The sequence below is a fragment of the Pseudomonas sp. LB1P83 genome (assembly GCF_054897885.1).
The window spans coordinates 611,628-632,796 of record NZ_CM142709.1; the positions used below are offsets into that span (position 1 = coordinate 611,628).

14 protein-coding genes are annotated in these 21,169 nt (G+C 59.4%); 7 read left to right on the top strand and 7 right to left on the bottom strand.

Features of this window, described 5'->3' with window-relative positions:
* Positions 1-1,294 precede the first annotated feature (1,294 nt).
* Positions 1,295-1,999, top strand: coding sequence for a methyl-accepting chemotaxis protein (locus ACYZTY_RS02655; protein ID WP_403101462.1), 705 nt, complete (start codon positions 1,295-1,297; stop codon positions 1,997-1,999).
* 127 nt (positions 2,000-2,126) lie between these two features.
* On the opposite strand, the gene ACYZTY_RS02660 is transcribed toward ACYZTY_RS02655, so the two are convergent.
* Together ACYZTY_RS02660 and cra are read right to left on the bottom strand one after the other, a co-directional pair.
* Positions 2,127-2,903: a TatD family hydrolase gene (locus ACYZTY_RS02660; protein ID WP_461957193.1), complete on the bottom strand. Its 777-nt coding sequence runs from the start codon at positions 2,901-2,903 to the stop codon at positions 2,127-2,129.
* 3 nt (positions 2,904-2,906) lie between these two features.
* Entirely contained in the window at positions 2,907-3,902 is a 996-nt protein-coding gene (cra, locus tag ACYZTY_RS02665; protein WP_461959240.1) for a catabolite repressor/activator, read from the bottom strand.
* A gap of 283 nt (positions 3,903-4,185) precedes the next feature.
* Here cra and ptsP point away from each other — a divergent pair, with 283 nt between their 5' ends.
* From ptsP to ACYZTY_RS02685, 4 genes are all read left to right on the top strand, one after another.
* Positions 4,186-7,047, top strand: coding sequence for a phosphoenolpyruvate--protein phosphotransferase (ptsP, locus tag ACYZTY_RS02670; protein ID WP_461957194.1), 2,862 nt, complete (start codon positions 4,186-4,188; stop codon positions 7,045-7,047).
* Complete coding sequence (gene pfkB, locus ACYZTY_RS02675) at positions 7,047-7,988, top strand: 1-phosphofructokinase (RefSeq protein WP_461957195.1); 942 nt, start codon at positions 7,047-7,049, stop codon at positions 7,986-7,988. The genes ptsP and pfkB overlap by 1 nt, the downstream gene beginning before the upstream one ends.
* Before the next feature lie 11 nt (positions 7,989-7,999).
* Complete coding sequence (locus tag ACYZTY_RS02680) at positions 8,000-9,742, top strand: PTS fructose-like transporter subunit IIB (RefSeq protein ID WP_461957196.1); 1,743 nt, start codon at positions 8,000-8,002, stop codon at positions 9,740-9,742.
* A gap of 166 nt (positions 9,743-9,908) precedes the next feature.
* Positions 9,909-11,450, top strand: a complete 1,542-nt coding sequence (locus ACYZTY_RS02685; RefSeq protein WP_461957197.1) for an alkaline phosphatase D family protein — start codon at positions 9,909-9,911, stop codon at positions 11,448-11,450.
* A 181-nt stretch (positions 11,451-11,631) separates the two neighbouring features.
* On the opposite strand, the gene ACYZTY_RS02690 is transcribed toward ACYZTY_RS02685, so the two are convergent.
* The 3 genes from ACYZTY_RS02690 to ACYZTY_RS02700 form a co-directional block, all read right to left on the bottom strand.
* On the bottom strand, positions 11,632-11,997 hold the full coding sequence (locus ACYZTY_RS02690; protein ID WP_461957198.1) for an endonuclease domain-containing protein: 366 nt from the start codon (positions 11,995-11,997) through the stop codon (positions 11,632-11,634).
* 250 nt (positions 11,998-12,247) lie between these two features.
* Complete coding sequence (locus ACYZTY_RS02695) at positions 12,248-14,776, bottom strand: PepSY domain-containing protein (RefSeq protein ID WP_461957199.1); 2,529 nt, start codon at positions 14,774-14,776, stop codon at positions 12,248-12,250.
* Between the two features lie 249 nt (positions 14,777-15,025).
* Positions 15,026-17,347, bottom strand: coding sequence for a TonB-dependent receptor (locus ACYZTY_RS02700; protein WP_461957200.1), 2,322 nt, complete (start codon positions 17,345-17,347; stop codon positions 15,026-15,028).
* Between the two features lie 206 nt (positions 17,348-17,553).
* Here ACYZTY_RS02700 and ACYZTY_RS02705 point away from each other — a divergent pair, with 206 nt between their 5' ends.
* Both ACYZTY_RS02705 and ACYZTY_RS02710 read left to right on the top strand, forming a co-directional pair.
* The gene (locus tag ACYZTY_RS02705; protein ID WP_461957201.1) at positions 17,554-18,234 is read left to right on the top strand and encodes a Fe2+-dependent dioxygenase; all 681 of its coding nucleotides are present in this window, start codon (positions 17,554-17,556) and stop codon (positions 18,232-18,234) included.
* Positions 18,231-18,992 carry a tetratricopeptide repeat protein gene (locus tag ACYZTY_RS02710; RefSeq protein WP_461957202.1) on the top strand — a complete coding sequence of 254 codons (762 nt, stop codon included), beginning with the start codon at positions 18,231-18,233 and terminating at the stop codon, positions 18,990-18,992. The genes ACYZTY_RS02705 and ACYZTY_RS02710 overlap by 4 nt, the downstream gene beginning before the upstream one ends.
* Here the strand turns inward: ACYZTY_RS02710 and ACYZTY_RS02715 are convergent.
* Positions 18,989-19,960 carry an alpha-xenorhabdolysin family binary toxin subunit B gene (locus tag ACYZTY_RS02715; RefSeq protein WP_461957203.1) on the bottom strand — a complete coding sequence of 324 codons (972 nt, stop codon included), beginning with the start codon at positions 19,958-19,960 and terminating at the stop codon, positions 18,989-18,991. The genes ACYZTY_RS02710 and ACYZTY_RS02715 overlap by 4 nt on opposite strands.
* Before the next feature lie 64 nt (positions 19,961-20,024).
* Positions 20,025-21,134, bottom strand: coding sequence for an alpha-xenorhabdolysin family binary toxin subunit A (locus ACYZTY_RS02720; protein ID WP_461957204.1), 1,110 nt, complete (start codon positions 21,132-21,134; stop codon positions 20,025-20,027).
* Positions 21,135-21,169 lie beyond the last annotated feature (35 nt).

A 21,169-nucleotide genomic window follows, 5' to 3' on the forward strand; every position in this document is an offset into this window, starting at 1 on the left:
GATGAATCGCTTGAGCTTCGGTATGAAGTTCAGCCTGATCAGTGTGCTGTTCCTCGTGCCGATGCTGGTGACCAACTTCTATCTGGTGCGCGATTCCTATCGTGAGTTCCAGGGCACCCAGGTCGAACTGCAAAGCCTCGACCTGCTCGGCAGCAGCCTGACCCTGCGGCGTGATCTGGAAACCCTGAACAATCTGGTGCAAATCAACGTCACCCTCGGCCAGTCCGGCAAGGCCGGCAATGTCGAGACGAAGATCAGTACGTTGGAACAAGGTGTTCTGGCCCGCCTGCAAGGGCTGACGGCGATGACCACTGACCCGGAGCAGATCTCCGTTTTCGACGGCAAACGCGATGAAATGATTGCCGGGTTCAAGGCCCAGCAAGCGGAAACCTCCCTGCAAAGTAAAAGTGCGCTGATCGGCAAACTGCTCGGTAATGCACAGATTTTCAGCCAGATCATCGCCACTCAAGCAGGCCTGAGCCGTGACAGTCAAAGCGACATGCGTCAGCTCAGCGAACTCATTACCAATGTCACGCCACCGGTGACCCAGATCCTGGGCGACGGTCGGGCGATGGGTTCCTATTCGCTGGGGCAGGGTTTTCTCAATTCGTCGTCGAGCACCCGGTTCGATGAGTTGCTGGCGCAGATCGAAAAGCTCCAGGGTGAATACGGTCTGAAGCTGAATGACGCATTGGGCTCCAGCAAAGCGGCGCGTGACACCCTGACGGCCCAGGCCGACAGCAGCAAGGCCTCCCTGAAAAAGGCCAGTGAACTGTTCGAAGAACAGGTGGTGATGGCCGACACCCTCGATGCGCCGTGGCAGGCCTTTTACGATCAGGTCACCGGCCTGATGGACCAGACCTACCAACTCAACGAAGCTACCCTGACGTTCCTTGGCACCCAGTTGCAACAGCGACTGGAGCAGAACCGCACCCACATGGTCTTGCAGGCCGTGGCGCTGTCGGTGGTGTTTGTGTTGATTTTTTACCTCTACGGCGGCTTCTACGCCTCGACCCGCACCACCCTCAAGCGCCTTGGCGCGACGCTGGACAAAGTCGCGGCGGGTGACATGACAGTGACCTTCCGCGCCGAAAGCCGCGATGAATTGGGCGAGTTGGGCGAGGTGTTCAATGGCACCGTGAAGAAAATCCATGACCTGATCGAACGCGTAGGCCAGACCGTCAATGAGGTTGAGCGTCAGGCCGGGCAGGTCGAGAGTGTTTCTGCCCAAAGCAACCAGGCGGTGGCGGGGCAGCGCTCGCAGATCGAGCAGGTCGCCACGGCCATGAACCAGATGTCGGCCACTTCACTTGAAGTGGCGCGCAGTGCCGCCGCAGCGGTCAGCAGCGCTCACAGCGTCAACGACGAGACCATCAGCGGTCGTGGCCTGGTGGCGTCCCAACAGGGCAGCATCGCGCAACTCGCCAGTGAGATCGATCAGTCGGTACGGGTGATCAATCAATTGGCCAGCGACAGCCAATCCATCAGCCGCGTGCTGGAAGTGATCAAAAGCATCGCCGAGCAGACCAACCTTCTGGCGCTCAACGCCGCGATTGAAGCCGCTCGGGCCGGTGAGCAGGGGCGTGGTTTTGCGGTGGTGGCCGATGAGGTCAGGACCCTGGCCAAGCGCACCCAGCAATCGACCGAAGAAATCGAGCAGATGATTACCAAGCTGCAAAATGGTGTCGGCGCGGCGGTGAAGGCCATGGGCGTCAGCCATCAAGTGGCCGATGGCACCGTCGGGCAGTCGGAAAAGGTCCAGCAGGCGCTGGAAAACATCCTCGGCGCCGTCGGCATGATCGTCGACCAGAACCAACAGATCGCCGCGGCGGTGGAGCAGCAGACCGCGGTGGCCCACGACATCGACCAGAACATCGTCGAGATCAACCGCGCCGGCGAGCGCACCGCCGAAGGTGCGCACCAGACCGAAGATGCCAGTCGCGCGTTGTCGGCCCAGGTGTTGGAACTCAAACAGCTGATCAGCGCATTCCGGGTCTGACAGCACACAGGGACCAAAAGTGGGAGCGAGCCTGCTCGCGATAGCGGTCTTTCAGTCGACATCAGTGTCGGCTGTCATACCGCTATCGCGAGCAGGCTCGCTCCCACAGGTTTTTGTGCAGGGCTGATTACCAGCTGAACAACTCGCAGGCATTGGCGGTGCTGGCCGCAGCCAATTGCTCCGAAGTGATCCCCATGATCCCGGCCAGTGCCGAGCAGATCGCCGGCAGATGCACCGGGCTGTTGCGTTGACCGGGAAACATGACCGGCGCCATGTCCGGCGAGTCGGTTTCCAGTACCACCGAATCAAGCGGTAGTTCGGCGAGGACGCGGTGCATGCGCAACGCCTGCGGCCAGGTCGCGGCACCGCCCAGGCCCAGTTTGAAACCGAGCTTGATGTACTCGCGAGCCTCTTCCTTGCTGCCAGCGAAGGCATGAATGATGCCCGCGCGTTTCAGTCGGAAACGTTTGAGCGTGGCAATCACCGCCGCATGGCTGCGCCGTACATGAATCAGTGCCGGAAGATTGAAATCTACCGCCAGTTGCAGTTGCGCGTCGAACAACGTCTGTTGGCGTTCGCGGTCGAGGGTTTCGATGAAGTAATCCAGACCGATCTCGCCCACCGCACACAATTGCCGATGACCCGCCAGGCGGGTCAGCCAATCACCGAGTTCGGGTAAGTCTTCAGGGCGATGTTGATCCAGATACACCGGGTGCAACCCGAACGCTGCATGCAGATCGGGATCGCTTTGCACCAAGTCCCAGACTCGCTGCCAATTGCCCTGATAAACCCCCAGCACCACCATCCGCCGCACCCCGAGGGCGCGGCTCTCGGCGAGCAACGCCGCGCGGTCCTCGTCGAAGTCCGGAAAATCCAGATGAGTGTGGCTGTCGATCAGCTCCACGGTTCAGTCCTGGCGAATACGCTGCTTGAAGGTCCGCGCGATGGCCTGCACGCCGGGTTGATAATCGGACTGCTCGATGGCGGCCAGTGCCAGTGCCAGGGCCTTGTCGGCAATCAACTGATGCTGCTGGGCCATGGCGTTGACCGGCAGCGGCAGGAAGTCCAGCAACTGCGTGTCGCCGAAGGTGCCGAGGCGCAGCGGGCGGGTTTTCAGCGGAAAGTCGTGCAAGGCATCGAACACACCTTGAAGCAGCACGTAGGATGTGGTCACCAGCGCATCCGGCAAATGCCCCAGGCGCTGAAGCAGGTCTTCCATCAACTGCTTGCCGCACTCACGACTGAACGACTCGCCGTGCTCGATCAGCACTTCGCCTTTGAACCCGGTCAGGGCTTCCTTGAACCCGGCGGCACGTTCCTGACTGATGCTCAGCTCGGGCCGTGCACCGATCAGGGCGATTTGCTTGGGCAGCGGATCGAGCAGGCTGCGGGTCAGTTGCAGGCTGGCCTCGCGATCATCGCTGATCACGGAGCAGAAATGCTCCGGCTCCATCACCCGGTCGATAGCGATGATCGGCATGCCCTTGGCTTGCAACTGACGATAGCTGTCGTCACCGGCCGGCAGGCAACTGGCGACAATCAACGCATCACAGCGACGGGCGCGGAACAGTTGCAGCAATTGCCGTTCGCTGTCCGGCGCATCGTCGGAGCTGGCGATCAGCAATTGATAGCCGCGAGCCCGGGCGCCTTGCTCGAGTAGTTTGGCAATTCGTGCGTAACTGGGGTTTTCCAGGTCCGGCAGAATGAAGCCCAAGGTGCGCGTGTGCCGACTGCGCAGCCCGGCGGCCTGGGGGTTGGGTGTGAAGCCATGTTGTTCGACGACCGCACGAACGCGCTCGACGGTGGCACTGCTGATACGTTGCTGTTCGGCCTTGCCATTAATGACATAACTGGCGGTGGTAACGGACACACCGGCCAATTGTGCGATATCACTGAGTTTCAACGCGGGCTTTCCTTGTTTTTCGGCCGACATTTTCGCCAATCCTACCCGATTACGGTAGACGACCATTGTCGCAACGCTTCCGACAAGTTGGACTTCAAGGATGGGACATAATCGAGTAACGTGCCAATGATTCTAGATTAAACGTTTCAGCAAGCGTATTTTCTACGTTATAAGCGCATTTGGCCGGTTCTGCCGCGAAACCGCCAAAAGTGAAGACTAAGCGCCTAAGCTGGAATCATTCAAAACAATACCTGGCGCCAACAGACGCCAAAAAGGAGAAAGCATGCTCGAGCTCACCATAGAGCAGATATCCATGGGCCAGTCGGCTGTGGATAAGTCCGAAGCCTTGCAACTGCTGGCCCGGCATCTGGTCACCGATGGCCTGGTGGCCGAGGGTTACCTTGCCGGCTTGCAAGCACGCGAAGCCCAGGGCTCGACCTTTCTCGGTCAAGGTATTGCCATCCCCCACGGTACGCCGGAAACCCGCGATCAGGTGTTTTCCACCGGTGTGCGACTGATGCAGTTTCCCGAAGGCGTGGACTGGGGCGACGGTCAGATCGTCTACCTGGCGATCGGCATCGCCGCCAAATCCGATGAACACTTGCGACTGCTGCAACTGCTGACTCGCGCTCTCGGTGAAACCGACCTGGGCCAGGCTCTGCGTCGCGCCAGTTCCGCCGAAGCTTTATTGAAACTGCTACAAGGCGCACCACAAGAACTGGCGCTGGATGCGCAGATGATCGGCCTTGGTGTCTCCGCCGATGACTTCGAAGAACTGGTGTGGCGCGGTGCGCGTTTGCTGCGCCAGGCGGATTGCGTGAGCAACGGTTTCTCCGCCGTGTTGCAGCAAGTCGAAGCGCTGCCGCTGGGCGATGGCCTTTGGTGGTTGCACAGCGAGCAAACGGTCAAGCGTCCGGGCCTGGCCTTCGTCACACCGGACAAACCCATGCGCTACCTCGGCCAGCCGCTAAGCGGCCTGTTCTGCCTGGCCAGCCTCGGTGAGGCGCATCAGGCCCTGCTCGAACGTCTTTGTGCGTTGCTGATCGAAGGCCGTGGCCACGAATTGGGCCGCGCCACCAGCAGCCGTAAAGTCCTTGAAGTGCTGGGCGGTGAACTGCCAGCGGATTGGCCGAGCGCTCGTATTGCGTTGGCCAACGCCCACGGCTTGCACGCTCGCCCGGCGAAGATCCTCGCGCAATTGGCGAAGAGTTTTGAAGGGGAAATCCGCGTGCGCATCGTTGATGGCCAGGACAGTGCCGTGTCGGTAAAAAGCTTGAGCAAATTGCTCAGCCTCGGCGCCCGTCGCGGTCAGGTGCTGGAATTCGTCGCCGAACCGAGCATCGCCGCCGATGCCTTGCCAGCCTTGCTCGCCGCCATCGAAGAAGGCCTGGGCGAAGAAGTCGAGCCGTTGCCAGCCGTGAGCCAGCAGCGCGAAGTGTTTGCCGATGTGGCCGAAGTGCTCCTCGCGCCAGCGTCCGGCAGCCTGGTCCAGGCCATTGCCGCTGCACCGGGCATCGCCATCGGCCCGGCGCACATTCAAGTGCTGCAAACCATCGATTACCCGCTGCGTGGTGAGTCTGCCGCGATCGAGCGCGAGCGTCTCAAGCAGGCGTTGGCGCACGTGCGCGGCGACATCGAAGGCCTGATCGAACGCAGCAAATCCAAGGCCATTCGCGAGATTTTCATCACCCACCAGGAAATGCTCGACGACCCGGAACTGACCGATGAAGTCGACACCCGCCTCAAGCAAGGCGAAAGCGCCGAAGCGGCGTGGATGGCGGTGATCGAAGCGGCGGCCAAGCAACAGGAATCGCTGCAGGATGCGTTACTCGCCGAGCGTGCTGCCGACTTGCGCGACATCGGCCGTCGGGTGCTGGCGCAGCTCTGTGGCGTCGAAACCCCGAGTGAACCCGATCAACCGTACATTCTGGTGATGGACGAAGTCGGTCCGTCCGACGTAGCCCGTCTCGATCCGACCCGCGTGGCCGGTATTCTCACGGCCCGTGGCGGCGCGACCGCTCACAGCGCGATTGTCGCTCGGGCGCTTGGCATTCCGGCCTTGGTCGGCGCCGGTGCGGCGGTGTTGCTGCTGGCGCCGGGCACGCCGCTGTTGATTGATGGTCAGCGCGGTCGCCTGCACGTGGACGCCGACGCGGCGACCTTGCAGCGCGCCACCGAAGAACGTGACACCCGCGAACAGCGCCTCAAAGCGGCGGCCGAGCAACGCCATCAACCGGCATTGACCACCGACGGTCATGCGGTCGAAGTGTTCGCCAACATCGGCGAAAGCGCTGGCGTGACCAGCGCGGTGGAACAGGGCGCCGAAGGCATCGGTTTGCTGCGCACCGAACTGATTTTCATGGCCCATTCCCAGGCGCCGGACGAGGCGACCCAGGAAGTCGAATACCGTCGCGTCCTCGATGGCCTGGCCGGTCGTCCCTTGGTCGTCCGCACCCTCGACGTCGGCGGCGACAAACCGCTGCCGTACTGGCCGATTGCGAAAGAAGAAAACCCGTTCCTCGGTGTGCGTGGCATTCGCCTGACCTTGCAACGTCCGCAGATCATGGAGGCGCAATTGCGTGCCTTGCTGCGTGCTGCCGACAACCGCCCGCTGCGGATCATGTTTCCGATGGTTGGCAGCGTCGATGAGTGGCGCCAGGCGCGGGACATGACCGAACGTCTGCGCTTGGAAATCCCGGTCGCCGACCTGCAACTGGGGATCATGATCGAGGTGCCATCGGCGGCGCTGCTTGCTCCGGTGCTGGCCAAGGAAGTCGACTTCTTCAGCGTCGGCACCAATGACCTGACCCAATACACCCTGGCCATCGACCGCGGTCACCCAACGTTGTCGGCCCAGGCTGACGGCTTGCACCCGGCGGTGCTGCAACTGATCGACATCACTGTGCGCGCGGCCCATGCCAACGGCAAGTGGGTCGGCGTGTGCGGCGAGCTGGCGGCCGATCCGCTGGCGGTGCCGGTGCTGGTCGGCCTCGGCGTGGATGAGTTGAGCGTGTCGGGCCGCAGCATTGCCGAGGTCAAGGCGCGCATCCGCGAACTCAGCCTGAGCCAAACTAAAATTCTCGCCCAGCAGGCCCTGGCCGTGGGCAGCGCCAATGAAGTGCGCGCATTAGTGGAGGCCCTGTAATGGCCAGGATACTGACCCTGACGCTCAACCCGGCACTGGACCTGACGGTGCAACTGCCGCGCCTTGAGCCCGGCCAAGTCAATCGCAGCGACGAAATGCACACCCACGCCGCCGGTAAAGGCGTGAACGTGGCGCAGGTGCTGGACGACCTAGGGCATCAGCTGACGGTCAGCGGTTTTCTCGGTGAGGACAACCTTCAAGCGTTCGAAACCCTGTTCGCCAAGCGCGGTTTTGTCGATGCGTTCATTCGGGTTCCCGGTGAGACGCGCAGCAACATCAAACTGGCGGAAACCGACGGGCGCATCACCGACATCAACGGTCCGGGGCCGATGGTGAGTGAGGTTGCGCAACAGGCCTTATTGGATCGACTCGATCAGATTGCACCCGGTCATGACGCGGTCGTCGTGGCCGGTAGCCTGCCGCAAGGGGTCAGTCCTCAGTGGTTGCAGGCGTTGATTGTGCGTTTGAAAGACCTTGGCTTAAACGTCGCTCTCGACACCAGCGGCGAAGCCTTGCGTGCTGCGCTCAAGGCTGGCCCGTGGCTGATCAAGCCGAACACCGAAGAGCTGGCCGACGCGCTGGGCTGCGAAGTGATCTCGGTGACGGCACAGGCCGAAGCGGCGAGTCGCTTGCACGCTCAAGGCATCGAGCATGTGGTGATCTCCCACGGTGCCGACGGCGTGAACTGGTTCAGTGTCGGCTCGGCGATGCACGCCACGCCGCCCAAGGTCAGCGTCGTCAGCACGGTGGGGGCGGGCGATTCGTTGCTGGCCGGCATGCTCCACGGTTTGCTCAGCGCCGATACGCCTGAACAGACCCTGCGCACCTCCACGGCGATTGCCGCGATGGCGGTCACACAGATCGGTTTCGGTATAGGCAATGCCGCGCAGTTGGCGCAGCTCGAACAGGGTGTGCGCGTGCGCCGCCTGACAGAACAATAAGAGGGTTTGTCATGAAGTTAGCCATTGTTACGGCCTGCCCGAACGGCATGGTCACCAGTGTGCTGTGCGCCCGTTTGCTCGACGCAGCGGCCCAGCGTCAGGGCTGGAGCACCAGCGTCGAAGTGGTTGATGCCGCGCATCCGGAACGTCAGCTGTCGGCGGCCACGATTGAGGCCGCGGAGTGGGTGTTGCTGGTCACCAGTGCGCCAGTGGATATGTCTCGGTTTGTTGGCAAACGCGTGTTTCAGAGTACGCCGGCCCAGGCGCTGCAGGATGTCGAAGCGGTGCTGCGCCGAGGCGCCGAAGAAGCTCAGGTGTATGTTGCGCCCGAAGCTGTCGCGCAACCTGCCGTCACTGTTCAAAGCGCACCACGTCTGGTGGCGATCACGGCGTGCCCGACCGGTGTCGCTCACACGTTCATGGCCGCCGAAGCCTTGCAGCAAGCGGCCAAGCGTCTGGGCTACGACCTGCAAGTGGAAACCCAGGGCTCGGTCGGTGCGCGCAATCCACTCAGCGCCGCAGCGATTGCCGATGCCGATGTGGTGCTGCTGGCCTGCGATATCGAAGTCGCCACCGAACGTTTCGCCGGCAAGAAGATTTACCGTTGCGGCACTGGCATTGCCCTGAAGCATGCCGAAGCGACGCTGAACAAGGCGCTGGCCGAAGGCAAGCAGGAAACCGCTTCGGCCGGCGCCAAAGGCCCGACCAAGCAGGAGAAGACTGGCGTCTATAAACACCTGCTGACGGGCGTGTCGTTCATGTTGCCGATGGTGGTGGCGGGTGGGTTGATGATTGCGTTGTCGTTTGCATTCGGCATCAACGCATTCAAAGAGCCTGGGACGCTGCCGGCTGCGCTCAAACAGATCGGTGATGCAGCGTTCACATTGATGGTGCCATTGCTGGCCGGATACATTGCTTATTCAATTGCAGATCGGCCGGGCATTGCTCCCGGAATGATTGGCGGGCTGCTCGCGAGCCTGTTGGGTGCGGGCTTCATTGGCGGCATCATCGCTGGCTTTCTCGCGGGTTACAGTGCGGCCGTTATCGGTCGTCAACTGCGTCTTCCACAAACGTTTGAGGCTCTGAAACCGATCCTGATCATCCCGTTGCTGGCCAGCCTGTTTGTTGGTTTGATCATGATTTATGTGGTGGGGCAGCCGGTAGCAGGATTGCTCAGTAGCATGACCAGATTTCTGGGAACCATGGGCACTGCCAATGCAGTTCTGCTAGGCGTGGTGCTTGGCGCCATGATGTGCGTCGACCTCGGCGGACCGATCAACAAGGCTGCTTATGCGTTTTCTGTCGGGTTGATGACGTCGGCGAATGCCAGTTATGGGCCTATTGCGGCAGTCATGGCTGCCGGCATGGTGCCGCCGATTGGTTTGGGTATTGCCACGTTCATTGCTCGCCGCAAGTTCGCGCAGACCGAGCGTGAGGCGGGTAAAGCAGCCTTGGTGCTGGGTATGTGCTTCATCTCTGAAGGGGCCATTCCGTTTGCCGCCAAAGATCCGTTGCGGGTGATTCCAGCGAGTATCGCCGGAGGTGCACTGGCTGGCGCGTTGTCGATGTACTTCAGCTGCAAGCTGATGTCGCCGCACGGCGGGCTGTTTGTGCTGGCGATCCCGAATGCGATCAATCATGCGTTGTTGTATCTGTTGGCAATTGTGGCGGGGAGTCTGTTGACGGCCGTGGCGTATGCGTTGCTCAAGCGGCCTGAAGTTGTTGAGATGGCACTGGAACCCGCCAAAGCCTGACACCATCCCTGTAGGAGCGAGGCTTGCCCGCGAAGGCGATCTGACAGACACATATTTGTTGGATGTTAAACCGTCTTCGCGGGCAAGCCTCGCTCCTACATGGGTGCGCGGTGTCACACCGGTTTCATGCACACGTGCTTTAGTTTTCCTTTTCAGGGAGAACACCATGAGCGAATTCGACCTTGGCCGCCGTCGTGTCATGCAAGCCGTCGGTGCAGGGCTTTTGCTTCCAGGCCTGGCGCCGGCAGTCATCGCTTCGGTCAAGGATCGTCCGCTGCTCACCGATGGCGTGCAGTCCGGCGATGTGCTGGGTGACCGGGCGATGATCTGGAGTCGCAGCGACCGGCCGGCGCGGATGGTGGTGGAATGGGACACCCGCAGCCTGTTCGGCAACCCTCGTCGATTCGTCTCGCCAGTGGCCGATGCGCGCAGCGATTTCACCGCGCGGGTCGAACTCACCGGTCTGCCGGCCGATCAGGCGATTTTCTATCGCGTGTATTTCGAAGACGCCCAGAGTGGCGTCGCCAGCGAACCCTGGTTCGGCCACTTGCGCAGCGTGCCGCAAACCCGGCGCGACATCCGTTTCGTCTGGAGTGGTGACACCGTCGGCCAGGGCTTCGGCATCAACCCGGACATTGGCGGCATGCGCATTTATGAAGCCATGCGTTTGCGCCTGCCGGACTTCTTTATCCACAGCGGCGACACCATCTACGCCGACGGCCCGGTGCCGGCGCAACTGACCACCGAAAGCGGCCGTGTATGGCGCAATATCACCAGCGAAGCCAAGAGCAAAGTCGCCGAGACCCTCGACGATTACCGCGGCAACTACCGCTACAACCTGATGGACGAAAACGTCCGTCGCTTCAACGCCGAAGTCCCGCAGATCTGGCAGTGGGATGACCACGAAGTGGTGAATAACTGGTCGCCGGGCAAACAGCTGGACGAGCGCTATAAAAGCAAAGATATCCCCAGCCTGGTGGGCCGCGCCCGGCAGGCCTGGCTCGAATACGCGCCCATGCGTTTGCAGAGCGCCGATGGTGGCGGGCGAATTTATCGCCAGCTCGGTTATGGGCCGATGCTCGATGTGTTCGTGCTGGACATGCGCAGCTATCGCGAAGCCAATGACGACAACCTCGGCGCCGCCAAACCCTTTCTCGGTCGTGAGCAACTCGACTGGCTCAAGGCTTCGTTGAAAGCCTCCAGTGCACAATGGAAAGTCATCGCCGCCGACATGCCGATCGGCCTAGGCGTCCCCGACGGAGAAGTCAGCCCGGGTGTGGCGCGTTGGGAAGCGGTGGCCAACGGTGATCCCGGTCCGGCCCAGGGACGTGAACTGGAAATCGCTGAACTGTTGGGCTTTTTGCGGGCGCAGCAAGTGCGCAATTTTGTTTTCCTGACGGCGGATGTGCATTATTGCGCAGCGCATCATTACCACCCGGATCGCGCGGCGTTTCAGGATTTCGAACCGTTCTGGGAGTTTGTCGCCGGGCCGTTGAATGCGGGGAGCTACGGGCCTAATCCGCTGGATAAGACGTTCGGCCCAGAGGTGGTTTTCGAGAAGGCACCACCTGCACAGAACACCTCGCCGTTTGCCGGGTTTCAGTTTTTTGGCGAGGTGAGTATTGAGGGGCAGACGGGGGAGATGAGTGTGGTGTTGCGGGATCTGGATGGGGTCAGTGTGTTTCAACAAAAGTTGCAGCCGGTTTGAAATCGACCCCTCACCCCAGCCCTCTCCCCAGAGGGGAGAGGGGGGAAAGGGAGCCGATCTTCATCGTATCCAAACCTGAGTTCGACTCGATTTTTCAGGTCGATGTAACTCTAAGAACAACTCGGTCAGTCCCCTCTCCCTCCGGGAGAGGGTTAGGGTGAGGGTGGATTTAAGATCAGAATCACGACGTTCGATTCACAGCAATTCTTATGATCTGCTCAAGCACTTCACTCATCCGCTCGATTACTTCCAGATTGCTAAACCGCACAACCTCAATACCTTGCTGCTGAAGGTAAAGCGTTCGACGCTGGTCATGGATTTTTCCCGCCGTCTCATAATGCTGACCACCATCCAGCTCGACGGCCAACTTCAGCTCAATGCAATAAAAATCCAGGACATAAGGTGGACATGGAAACTGCCGTCGAAACTTCAGATTGGCGAGTTGCCGGGATCGGAGTTTTTGCCAGAGCAGGAGCTCGCAGTCGGTCTGATTGGCGCGCAGGTGACGAGCGAATTGGCGTAGGTTGGAGGAGGTGCGGGTGGGCATGCTTCACGTCCGTGTGAAGGGGGATGGAGGTTTAACTGTAGTCTGGATTTTGCGGATGAATTGAAATCGACCCCTCACCCCAGCCCTCTCCCCAGTGGGGAGAGGGGGAAAGGGAGCGGATATTCATCGTTCTCGATGCCTGAGTTCGACTCGATTTTTTAGGTCGATGTATAACGTGAGCCCCCTCGGTCAGTTCCCTCTCCCTTTGGGCGGTCCGACGTTTCGGGAGGGCTAGGGTGAGGGGGCTCTTTCAGTAGACGTCGCGGCGGTAGCGGCCCTGCTCGATCAGGCGGTCGACTTCTTCAATCCCGAGCACTTCGTTGAGCACGTGATCCACACCTGATGCCATTCCCTGCAAGCTGCCGCAGATGTAAATCACGGCACCGTCGGCCAACCATTGCTTCAGTAGATCAGCCGACTCACGCAGTCGATCCTGCACGTAGATCTTCTCGGCCTGATCCCGCGAGAACGCCAGGTCCAGTCGCTCCAGATCGCCTGAAATCAACCATTCCTCAAGCTCATCGCGGCACAGGTAGTCGTGTTCCCGATTACGCTCGCCGAACAGCAGCCAATGCCGTTGCTGCCCATCGGCAATGCGCGCCTTGAGCAGACTGCGCAGCCCGGCCAGCCCGGTGCCGTTGCCCAGCAGGATCATCGGTACCGGCTCGGTCGGCAGGTGGAAGCCACTATTGCGCCGTACCCGCAGACTGATGGTGCCCCCCACCGGCGCGTGTTCGGTCAGCCAGCCGGAGCCGATGCCCAGGCTGCCATCAGCATGCATTTCCTGACGCACGATCAGCTCCAGTACTCCGTCGGCGGCGATCGAGGCGATGGAGTATTCGCGCATGGCCAAGGGCACCAAGGCGTCTACCAGCGCTTGCGCGTGCAGGCCGACCAGGTGAGCTCTGTTCTCGGGCAGCTGGCGGCTGGCGAGGGCTTGCTCCAGCGCTTGCGACAGGCCATCGAAGGTCACCATGGCCCGGCCTTCAATACCCAGGCCATCAAGGAAATGCTCGATCGCCCACGGGCAATTGCGGGGCAGGACTTCCACCAGATCACCCGCCAGCCAACTGCTGGTCGACGGGGCGGTGAGGCCCAGCAAGTACACCGGGGACCCGCTGCTGTCCGGGTTCATCAACTCGCGGCGGGTCAGGGTCCAGTTGTCGTAGCTTGGCGCTTGCCAGGTGTCGATCGGCGCCTGCCCGGTCAACAGGCCGAGTTGCTGCTGCCAGTGGCGCAAGGCGTAAGGGTCGCCGCTGTCGACTTCCACCGGCGCGAACAAGGTCTTGCCGCCATGCTCGCCGAGCCAGGTGTGCAAGCGTCGGGCGAAGCCGCAGAAGTGTTGATACTGGCGATCACCGAGACCCAGTACCGCGTAGTTCAGGCTCTCCAGGCTCGACGCCCGGCCCAGCACTTTGCGTTCAAAACCACGGGCGCTGTCCGGCGCTTCGCCATCGCCGAAGGTGCTGACCACGAACAACGCGTTGCTGGATTCACGCAAATCCTGTTCGCTGACATTCGCCAGCGGCTGAACCTTCACCGGCAGGCCGGCCGCCTGCAATTGCCCGGCAGTCTGCCACGCCAGTTGCTCGGCAAACCCGCTTTGGCTGGCGAAGCCGATCAACCAGGCGGGTGTATTGCTGCCCGTTTGCGCGAAGTCTTTGCGAGCGTCCTTGATCTGCTTTTTCTTGCGGCGACGATCCAGGTACAACAACCAGCCGGTGACGAAGAACAGCGGCATGGTCAGCGCGGTAATGGTCAGGATGATGCGTCCGACGATGCCGAAGTAACTGCCCACGTGCAGCGCGTAGATGCTCGTCAGCAGTTGCGCCTTGAGGCTCTTGTCGCTGTAACGGTCATGCCGTTTGACGACGCCGGTGGCCGGATCGAGGCTGATCTGGTTCAACGCGCGGTCATGGGGCGAAGTGTTCAACAGGTAGAAAACTGTCGCCGGCTGGCCAGCCACTGGCGGCATGCGGATGTTGTAGGCACTGAGTGCCGGACCTGCGGCGCTATAAATGCTGCTCCACATGACGGCGTAATCGGCGGTAGGCGCCGGGCCGCTCGGTGCAGGGCCACGACCGCCGCGCACGCGCTCGTTTTGCGGCGAGTCGGAAAGCAGTTGGGTCAGGCCTTTGTTGTACCACTCATAGGACCATGACAACCCGGTCAACGCTGACAGGAGGTAAAACACCAGGCACCAGGTGCCGGCCACCGAGTGCAGGTCCCAGTTGAAGCTGCGACCCTTTTTCTTCCAGTCGAGGGTCAGCCAGGCGCGCCAGTTTTTCCATTGGCGCGGCCAGCGCAGGTACAGGCCGGACAGGCAGAAGAACACCAGGATTAGCGTACAGGCGCCGGTGATTTGCCGACCGGTGTCGCCCATGGCGAGGAAACGGTGCAGTTGCAGCATCAGGCCGAAGAAATCCTCGCCGGTGGCCTCACCCATGAACTCGCCGGTGTACGGGTCGAAGTAGCGCATCTCGCCACGGCGTTCGCCTGGTGGCGGCGTGAAGCTCACGCGCGCGGCGTTGCCGCTGTCGGTCTCGACCCAGAGCATCGCGACTTTTTTGCCGGAGGCACCCTCGATCTTTTCCACCAGTTCGGCGGGCGGCAGGACGCCGGCAACCTGCTTCTCGACTTGCAGCACGGAAGGATTGAGCACGCTGAGGATTTCGTCCTCAAACGATACCATCGCTCCGGTGATGCCCATCAGGGCCAGGACCAGCCCGGCACTGATGCCGAAAAACCAGTGCAACTGGAACAGGGTTTTCTTCAACACGTCGCTCGCCTTGTTCGTTCGAAATAATCATCACGGCGCGCATTATGCCGTGGGTTGCTGAGAAACATTCTTTTTTACGCACAAAAGCCCCGTTCATGTGGATGAACGGGGCCGGGCCTTATTGCCGACCACTCCGTGTGGGAGCGAGCCTGCTCGCGATAGCGGTGGGTCAGCCAACATAAATGTTGAATGTAGCGCCGTCATCGCGAGCAGGCTCGCTCCTACAGGGGATTGCGGTGTGACTGGCAATCAGAAGTGGAAGTTGGTGCTCAGCAATGCCGTACGGCCCGCCGCCTGGTTGGCGAAGTGGGTCGAGAAGGCTTTGTCGTAGTAGGTTTCGTCGGTCAGGTTCTGCACGTTCAGTTGCAGGTCGACGTTTTTGCTCAGCTTGTAGGCGGCCATTGCGTCGTAACGAACGTAGGAATCAACCATGGTGGTGTTGGCCACGCTACCGAATACATCGTCGACATAGAACGCACCGCCACCGATGGTCAGCTTCGGCGTGACCTGATAAGTCGTCCACAGGCTGGCGCTGTTTTTCGGGGTGTTTGGCAGTTCGTTGCCGTTGTTGGCTTTGTTGGCCGGCAGATCACCACCATCGACTTGCTCGCTATCCATGTAGGCGTAACCGGCGAAGACCTGCCATTTTTCGGTGATCTTGCCGGTGGCCGACAATTCGATCCCTTGAACGCGGGTTTTGCCGGCGTTTTCATAAGACGTGGTATCGACTTGAACGCGGGCGTTTTCTTTCTCGGTGCGGAAGATATCGGCGGTCAGCGACAGGCGATCATTCAGCAAATCCCACTTGGTACCGATTTCGTAGTTCTTGGTGGTTTCCGGCTCCATGTCGCTGCTCAGCAAGTTGCCGTTGCGATCCGGAGTGCCGCCCAACGGGTTGCCTTCCTGGCCTTCGCCCAAGGTGTTGCCCGGAGGCGTGGCGGAGGTGGCGTAGGACGCGTAGATACTGCCGTTTTCAGCAGGTTTGTAGACCACGCCGAACTGGCCGGTCACGAACTCGCTGACGTCATCCCCTTTGGACGTGGTCACGCTGGAGGCGTTGTAGGTTTTGTACTGGGTGTCGAAATGGTCGTAACGCAGGCCCATGTTCACCAGCCATTGCTCGGACAATTCCAGGGTGTCGAACACATACAACGCGTAGGTATCGGACTGGGTGTCGGTGCCAGCGTAGTTACGCGAGATCGCACCGTTCCACGGATCGTTCGGGTTCGGGTTGGCCAGCGAGGTGCAGTTGTAGCCACTTGGTGCGCCGATCAATGCCGGTGAGCAGTTGGTGGTCGAGGCTGCTGTTCTCGGGGTGGTGTCGACGTTGACGTTGTACGAGGATTTCTGGCTTTCCTCACGGCTCAACTCGATACCGGTGGCGAAGCTGTTCTTGAACCCGGCGATGTAGACGTCACCAAACAGATCGGTCTGGTTGGTGGTGGTCTCGGTGTTGCTGACCCGGGTGTTCGCCCGACGCCAGACGCTGCCGTTATTGACGTTGCCCTTGCTGTCGTCCGGCTGGGTCAGGATGTAATCCTGCATGCTGTTGCCGTGGCGCAGGGTGTTTTTGACGGTCAGCGCATCGTTCAGGTCGTGCTCGATGGCGAAGGTTGCCGTGTCGGTGCGGCCCTTGCGGAAGTCGCGATCCAGCCCGTAGAAATTGCTGTGATCACCCCCGGCGAACGGCTTGTCCGGGTTCGATTTGGTGCGGGCGGCCGAACCTGCGGCAGGGATGGTGTACGGAATGCCCGAGTCTGGCGTGTCGTTGCTTTCCAGATGGTAGTAATCGAGGTTGACCCGGGTGTCGGTGCCCAGACCGAACGCCAGCGACGGTGCGATGCCCCAGCGGTCGTATTCGACGCTGTCACGGCCGGCGACGTTGCTTTCGTGGCTCATCAGGTTCAGACGGCCAGCGGCGGTGTCGGTGAACTGGTAGTTGCCGTCCAGGGTGTAACGCTGGGTCTGGTCCGAACCCCAGGTAAAACCACCGTCAAACGAGTCGCCCAGGTGGGCCTTTTTACTCACTAGGTTAATGCTGCCGCCCGCAGCGCCCCGGCCGCCAATGGCTGAGTTCGGGCCTTTGCTGACTTCGATCGACTCGACGGCAAAGATCTCGCGGCTCTGCGAACCGGTGTCGCGCACGCCGTCCAGATAGGTATCGCCCTGAGCGTCGAAACCACGAATGAACGGACGATCGCCTTGTGGGTTGCCACCTTCACCGGCACCAAAGGTGATGCCCGGAACGGTGCGTAGCGCGTCCTGCATATTGAGGGCGCCGGTATCCTTGAGCACCTGCTGCGGGATAACGGTGATCGAGCGCGGTGTGTCCACCAACGGTGCGGTGTACTTGGGCGAGGAGGCTTTTTCGACGTTGTAGGAAGTCGCATCCTGGGCTTCGCCGGTGATCGCGGTAGCCCCCAGGGAAATCGCATTGCTCGGCGCTTTTTCGTCGGCCTTTTCAGCCGCGAAAACCATGTGGCCGGCAGAGCTGGCAGTGAGCGCCACGCCAATTGCAGACGCGAGCAAACGCGGTGAACTGACTGGTAATTGTAATTGTTGGCGTGACATGTGAATTCCCCTCCCCAAGGATTTGAGGCCGCGGAATATAGGGTAGACGCGTATTTGTATCAATTGCGAAACGTTACTATTCGCGAAGAATTTACATTCTTTACAATTTAACCTTACGGTTTTTGATGATTCATTCGTCACGAGGGTTTTACACAGTCAATAAGAATCAATACCATTGCCGCTTCTTTGCCTTCAGGTGTCATCCCATGCTGCTGCACATTCCCGGCGTGTTCGCGAAAGAAGAAGTGCAGCGCATCCGCGAGGCTCTGGAGCAGGCCGATTGGGCCGACGGCAAAATCACCGCCGGTTACCAGTCGGCCAAGGCCAAGCACAATCTGCAGTTGCCTGAAGGCCACCCGCTGGCCAAGGAAGTGGGCGCGGCGATGCTTGAACGGCTATGGAAAAATCCGCTGTTCATGTCCGCGGCGTTACCACACAAAGTTTTCCCTCCGTTGCTGAACTGTTACACGGCCGGTGGCAGTTTCGACTTCCACATCGACAACGCCGTGCGTCAGCCCAAAGGTGGTATCGAGCGGGTTCGCACCGATCTTTCAGCGACGCTGTTCTTCAGCGAACCGGACGACTACGACGGCGGCGAACTGGAAATCCAGGACACCTTCGGCACCCAGCGCGTGAAGTTGCCGGCCGGTGACATGGTCCTGTACCCCGGCACCAGCCTGCACAAGGTCAACGCCGTCACGCGCGGCACCCGCTATGCCTCGTTCTTCTGGACCCAAAGCCTGGTGCGCGAGGACAGTCAGCGTGCCTTGCTGTTTGAAATGGACGGGGCGATCCAGCAGTTGACTCAGGACATGCCCGATCACCCGTCGCTGATCCGTCTTACGGGCACTTATCACAACCTGTTGCGTCGCTGGGTCGAGGTATGAGCTATCAATTACGCCGCGAGGAAATCCTCGACGGTGATTCACTCAAGGCCATGCTGGAGGAAAGCCCTGCTCGTGCAGCCCAGGCGATTCTGATCGCTGCCCGCGAAGGCGTACTCGACGCTCAAGCCTTGCTCGGGCAAATATTGCTGGACGGGCAGGGCATCGAGCAGGACCAGCCGCTGGCGGTGCGATGGTTCGAGATCGCTGCCCGGCATGGGCATTTGATGGCGCGCAACATGCTCGGTCGTTGTCATGAGCATGGCTGGGGTTGCGTTGCCGATGCATCGATTGCCGCGGGGCATTATCGAGTTGCGGCAGACGCCGGGCTGGATTGGGCGATGTACAACTACGCCAATTTGCTGGCGACTGGGCGCGGCGTTGCTGAGAACCAGCGGCAAGCACTGAGTTTGTATAAACAGGCCGCCGAATTGGGCCACGCGAAGTCGATGAACCTGATTGGGCGATATCTGGAAGAAGGGCGGGATTGTCCTGCGGATCCATTGGCGGCACGACGTTGGTATCGACGATCTGCCGAAGGCGGGGATTTTCGGGGCCAGTTTAGTTATGCGGCGTTGTTGGCAGATGAGGGGCACGTTGACGAAGCGATGTCCTGGTTGCGCCGCGCCTTGGCCGCAGGTAACCAGAACTTTTTGCGGGTGAGTGGGGCGGCGCTGAAAAACGCCCCCCACCCCAGGGTTCGAGCGATGGCTCGGGAATATCACCAGCGTGCGTCCGAACTCGCACAACCGTTGAGTTAACCGCGCAGCCACTGACCTTTAAGGTTTTCCAGGTAGCGCGTGAAAGGTTTGGCCTGCGCTATCAGCTTTTGGCCCTTTTTGACGACATCGTTTCCAGCACCCTCTGTGATGGTCTCGAGAAACAGCGACACGGCTTCTACAATGTTGCTCGTTTCATCCGCATACGAATCGCGCGGTGCGATCACCTTTTTCGTGTCGTTCAGCTGTTTGACTTTCTTGTCGTTGTCGCTCATCTGGGTGACGAGAGAGTCCACGCGACCTTGTCGATCTTTAAGACGTACCCGTAGCGTGGTACGCGCTTTGATCAGGTCCTGGTATTTGATCAGTGCGTTTGCCTCATCAAGAAATTTGTTCGCGACCGCCAGGCCTGCCTTCAGCGCGGCGGTTTGAGGTGTTTCAGGTTGATTGCCGATCATCCCGACCAGTTGTTCCAGCAGAGGTTTCAGGCGATCAATGAAGCTGAGGCTTTCAAACAGGCTGATCGCATCGTTCAATACCTTTTCATCTTCTAGCAGCTTATCCACGGGGGGCTGTTCTTTACCCAGCTCAATGGCCAATACCTCACGAGCTTCCGCCAGTTCGGCAATCTTGAACCGATTATTGCTGATGGAGGAGTACCTGACGCTGTAGATAGCGTGGCTGAGTTCTGTTTGAGCTTCATCCAGTTTGTCAGTGCACATCGAGATCAATTGCGTGGCTATTTTGGTATAGGACTCAATGGCGTTTTTGGTTTGCGCATTCACTTCTGCAGTTGACAAAGTGGTTAGCGCTTCCAGCGTCTCGTTCAGTGCCGAGGTTTCCAGACTGATGATCGCAGAAGTTAACGTCTTGGACGCGACCAGGTCCGTCGCAGTAATTTCGGCATTAAGCTTCAGCAGTTCATTTCGCAGCGCTTCAATGTATAAGTCCGCCGAGCCAATAATGGCTTGATAGCGAATGGTCTCTCGGCTGTCGCGAATAATCGACATGTCGGGTGCGGTATACGATGGTGTTGTCATAAATATCCTTATTTGTAGTGGGTTAGAGCGGTTTTCAATCGAATGCTTTGGCAAGTGCGTTGGAGTTGGATTCGATTTTTTTCCAGTTGTTGAGTACAACTTTCAAGCTCGAAACAAACGACCTGAGCGTAAGGAATTCGTGGATGCCATCAATTTTGTTTTTTGACGAATCGATGTATTCCGAAATAGTGATCCATAAGGTTTCCAGCATTGCGATACTTTCGGTTGCTCCGGTGATGTAAGAGTCGACGCTGTACAAACGGTTGTGAAGAATCAACAAGGTACCGGTCAAGATGTTTTTTTTGCGTACTTGTTCGGTTAGGTCATCCCGAATCCGAACCAAGGGTGCTACATGTGCATCCTGCAGCGTTGCTTTGAGTCTTAGAAGTTGGGATCCCAGCGGGCTGCCGAACGCCATAAAGTAATCGAAGAAGTTAGGCTCGGTTTCCCTGGTTTTTTCATCGACCAGGCGTTGAGCTTCATCAATTTCAGCATTGAGTCTAGTGATCTCGGCATTCAATTCGTGGTTGCCGGCCAGCTTGAGCTTCGTGCCAATCGACACCGCGACCTCATTGGTCAGCTCGGTTTTAAAGTGTTTCAGGCGAAGCTCGATGTCAGTGCTACTGGTTTTCTTTTGTTCGATGGAGCTGGCAATGAACTGAATGGAATCCTTGATGGACGGAAATCTGTTTTTCTCGTCTCGCCCAATTTTAAGTTCAGGAAGTTTTGCAACCTCCTCTTCAGTCAGACCTTCAATTGTGCCAATGTAATTTTGGTAGCCCGGCATTGTCTCAATGGCTGCGATAATGTCGTCTCCGAAATACCGCAGGTCTTCAGAAAATGTCTGGAGGCTACCGGCGACTCTCTTCATCGACAGTTCGATATCGTTCCAGCTATTGGCGTTTGTGACGACTTTGGCACAGGTATCTGCAATGTCATAAGGCTCCAGCCCCGCGATACCAGTGGTTTCGGTTTCTAACAGAATTTTAACGTCATCGATGTTGACTGGGAGTGACTTGGCTGCAGTAATATATTCTTTGATTTTTTTGATGGCTGCTTTGTCAATGACGGGCGGAGATACGCTAAAGGCGAAAGCTTTGGTAGTTGACTCGGTGGTATTGAACGGAGCTTGATTAAGTTGCATCAGTGAAATCCTTTTCAAGTTAGTGGGCGCGCAGC

Coding starts and splice junctions, on each gene's coding strand:
- ACYZTY_RS02655 (WP_403101462.1), top strand. CDS start 1,295: ATGTCGGCCACTTCACTTGAAGTGGCGCGCAGTGCCGCCGCAGCGGTC.
- ptsP (WP_461957194.1), top strand. CDS start 4,186: ATGCTCGAGCTCACCATAGAGCAGATATCCATGGGCCAGTCGGCTGTG.
- pfkB (WP_461957195.1), top strand. CDS start 7,047: ATGGCCAGGATACTGACCCTGACGCTCAACCCGGCACTGGACCTGACG.
- ACYZTY_RS02680 (WP_461957196.1), top strand. CDS start 8,000: ATGAAGTTAGCCATTGTTACGGCCTGCCCGAACGGCATGGTCACCAGT.
- ACYZTY_RS02685 (WP_461957197.1), top strand. CDS start 9,909: ATGAGCGAATTCGACCTTGGCCGCCGTCGTGTCATGCAAGCCGTCGGT.
- ACYZTY_RS02690 (WP_461957198.1), bottom strand. CDS start 11,997: ATGCCCACCCGCACCTCCTCCAACCTACGCCAATTCGCTCGTCACCTG.
- ACYZTY_RS02700 (WP_461957200.1), bottom strand. CDS start 17,347: ATGTCACGCCAACAATTACAATTACCAGTCAGTTCACCGCGTTTGCTC.
- ACYZTY_RS02705 (WP_461957201.1), top strand. CDS start 17,554: ATGCTGCTGCACATTCCCGGCGTGTTCGCGAAAGAAGAAGTGCAGCGC.
- ACYZTY_RS02710 (WP_461957202.1), top strand. CDS start 18,231: ATGAGCTATCAATTACGCCGCGAGGAAATCCTCGACGGTGATTCACTC.
- ACYZTY_RS02715 (WP_461957203.1), bottom strand. CDS start 19,960: ATGTCGATTATTCGCGACAGCCGAGAGACCATTCGCTATCAAGCCATT.
- ACYZTY_RS02720 (WP_461957204.1), bottom strand. CDS start 21,134: ATGCAACTTAATCAAGCTCCGTTCAATACCACCGAGTCAACTACCAAA.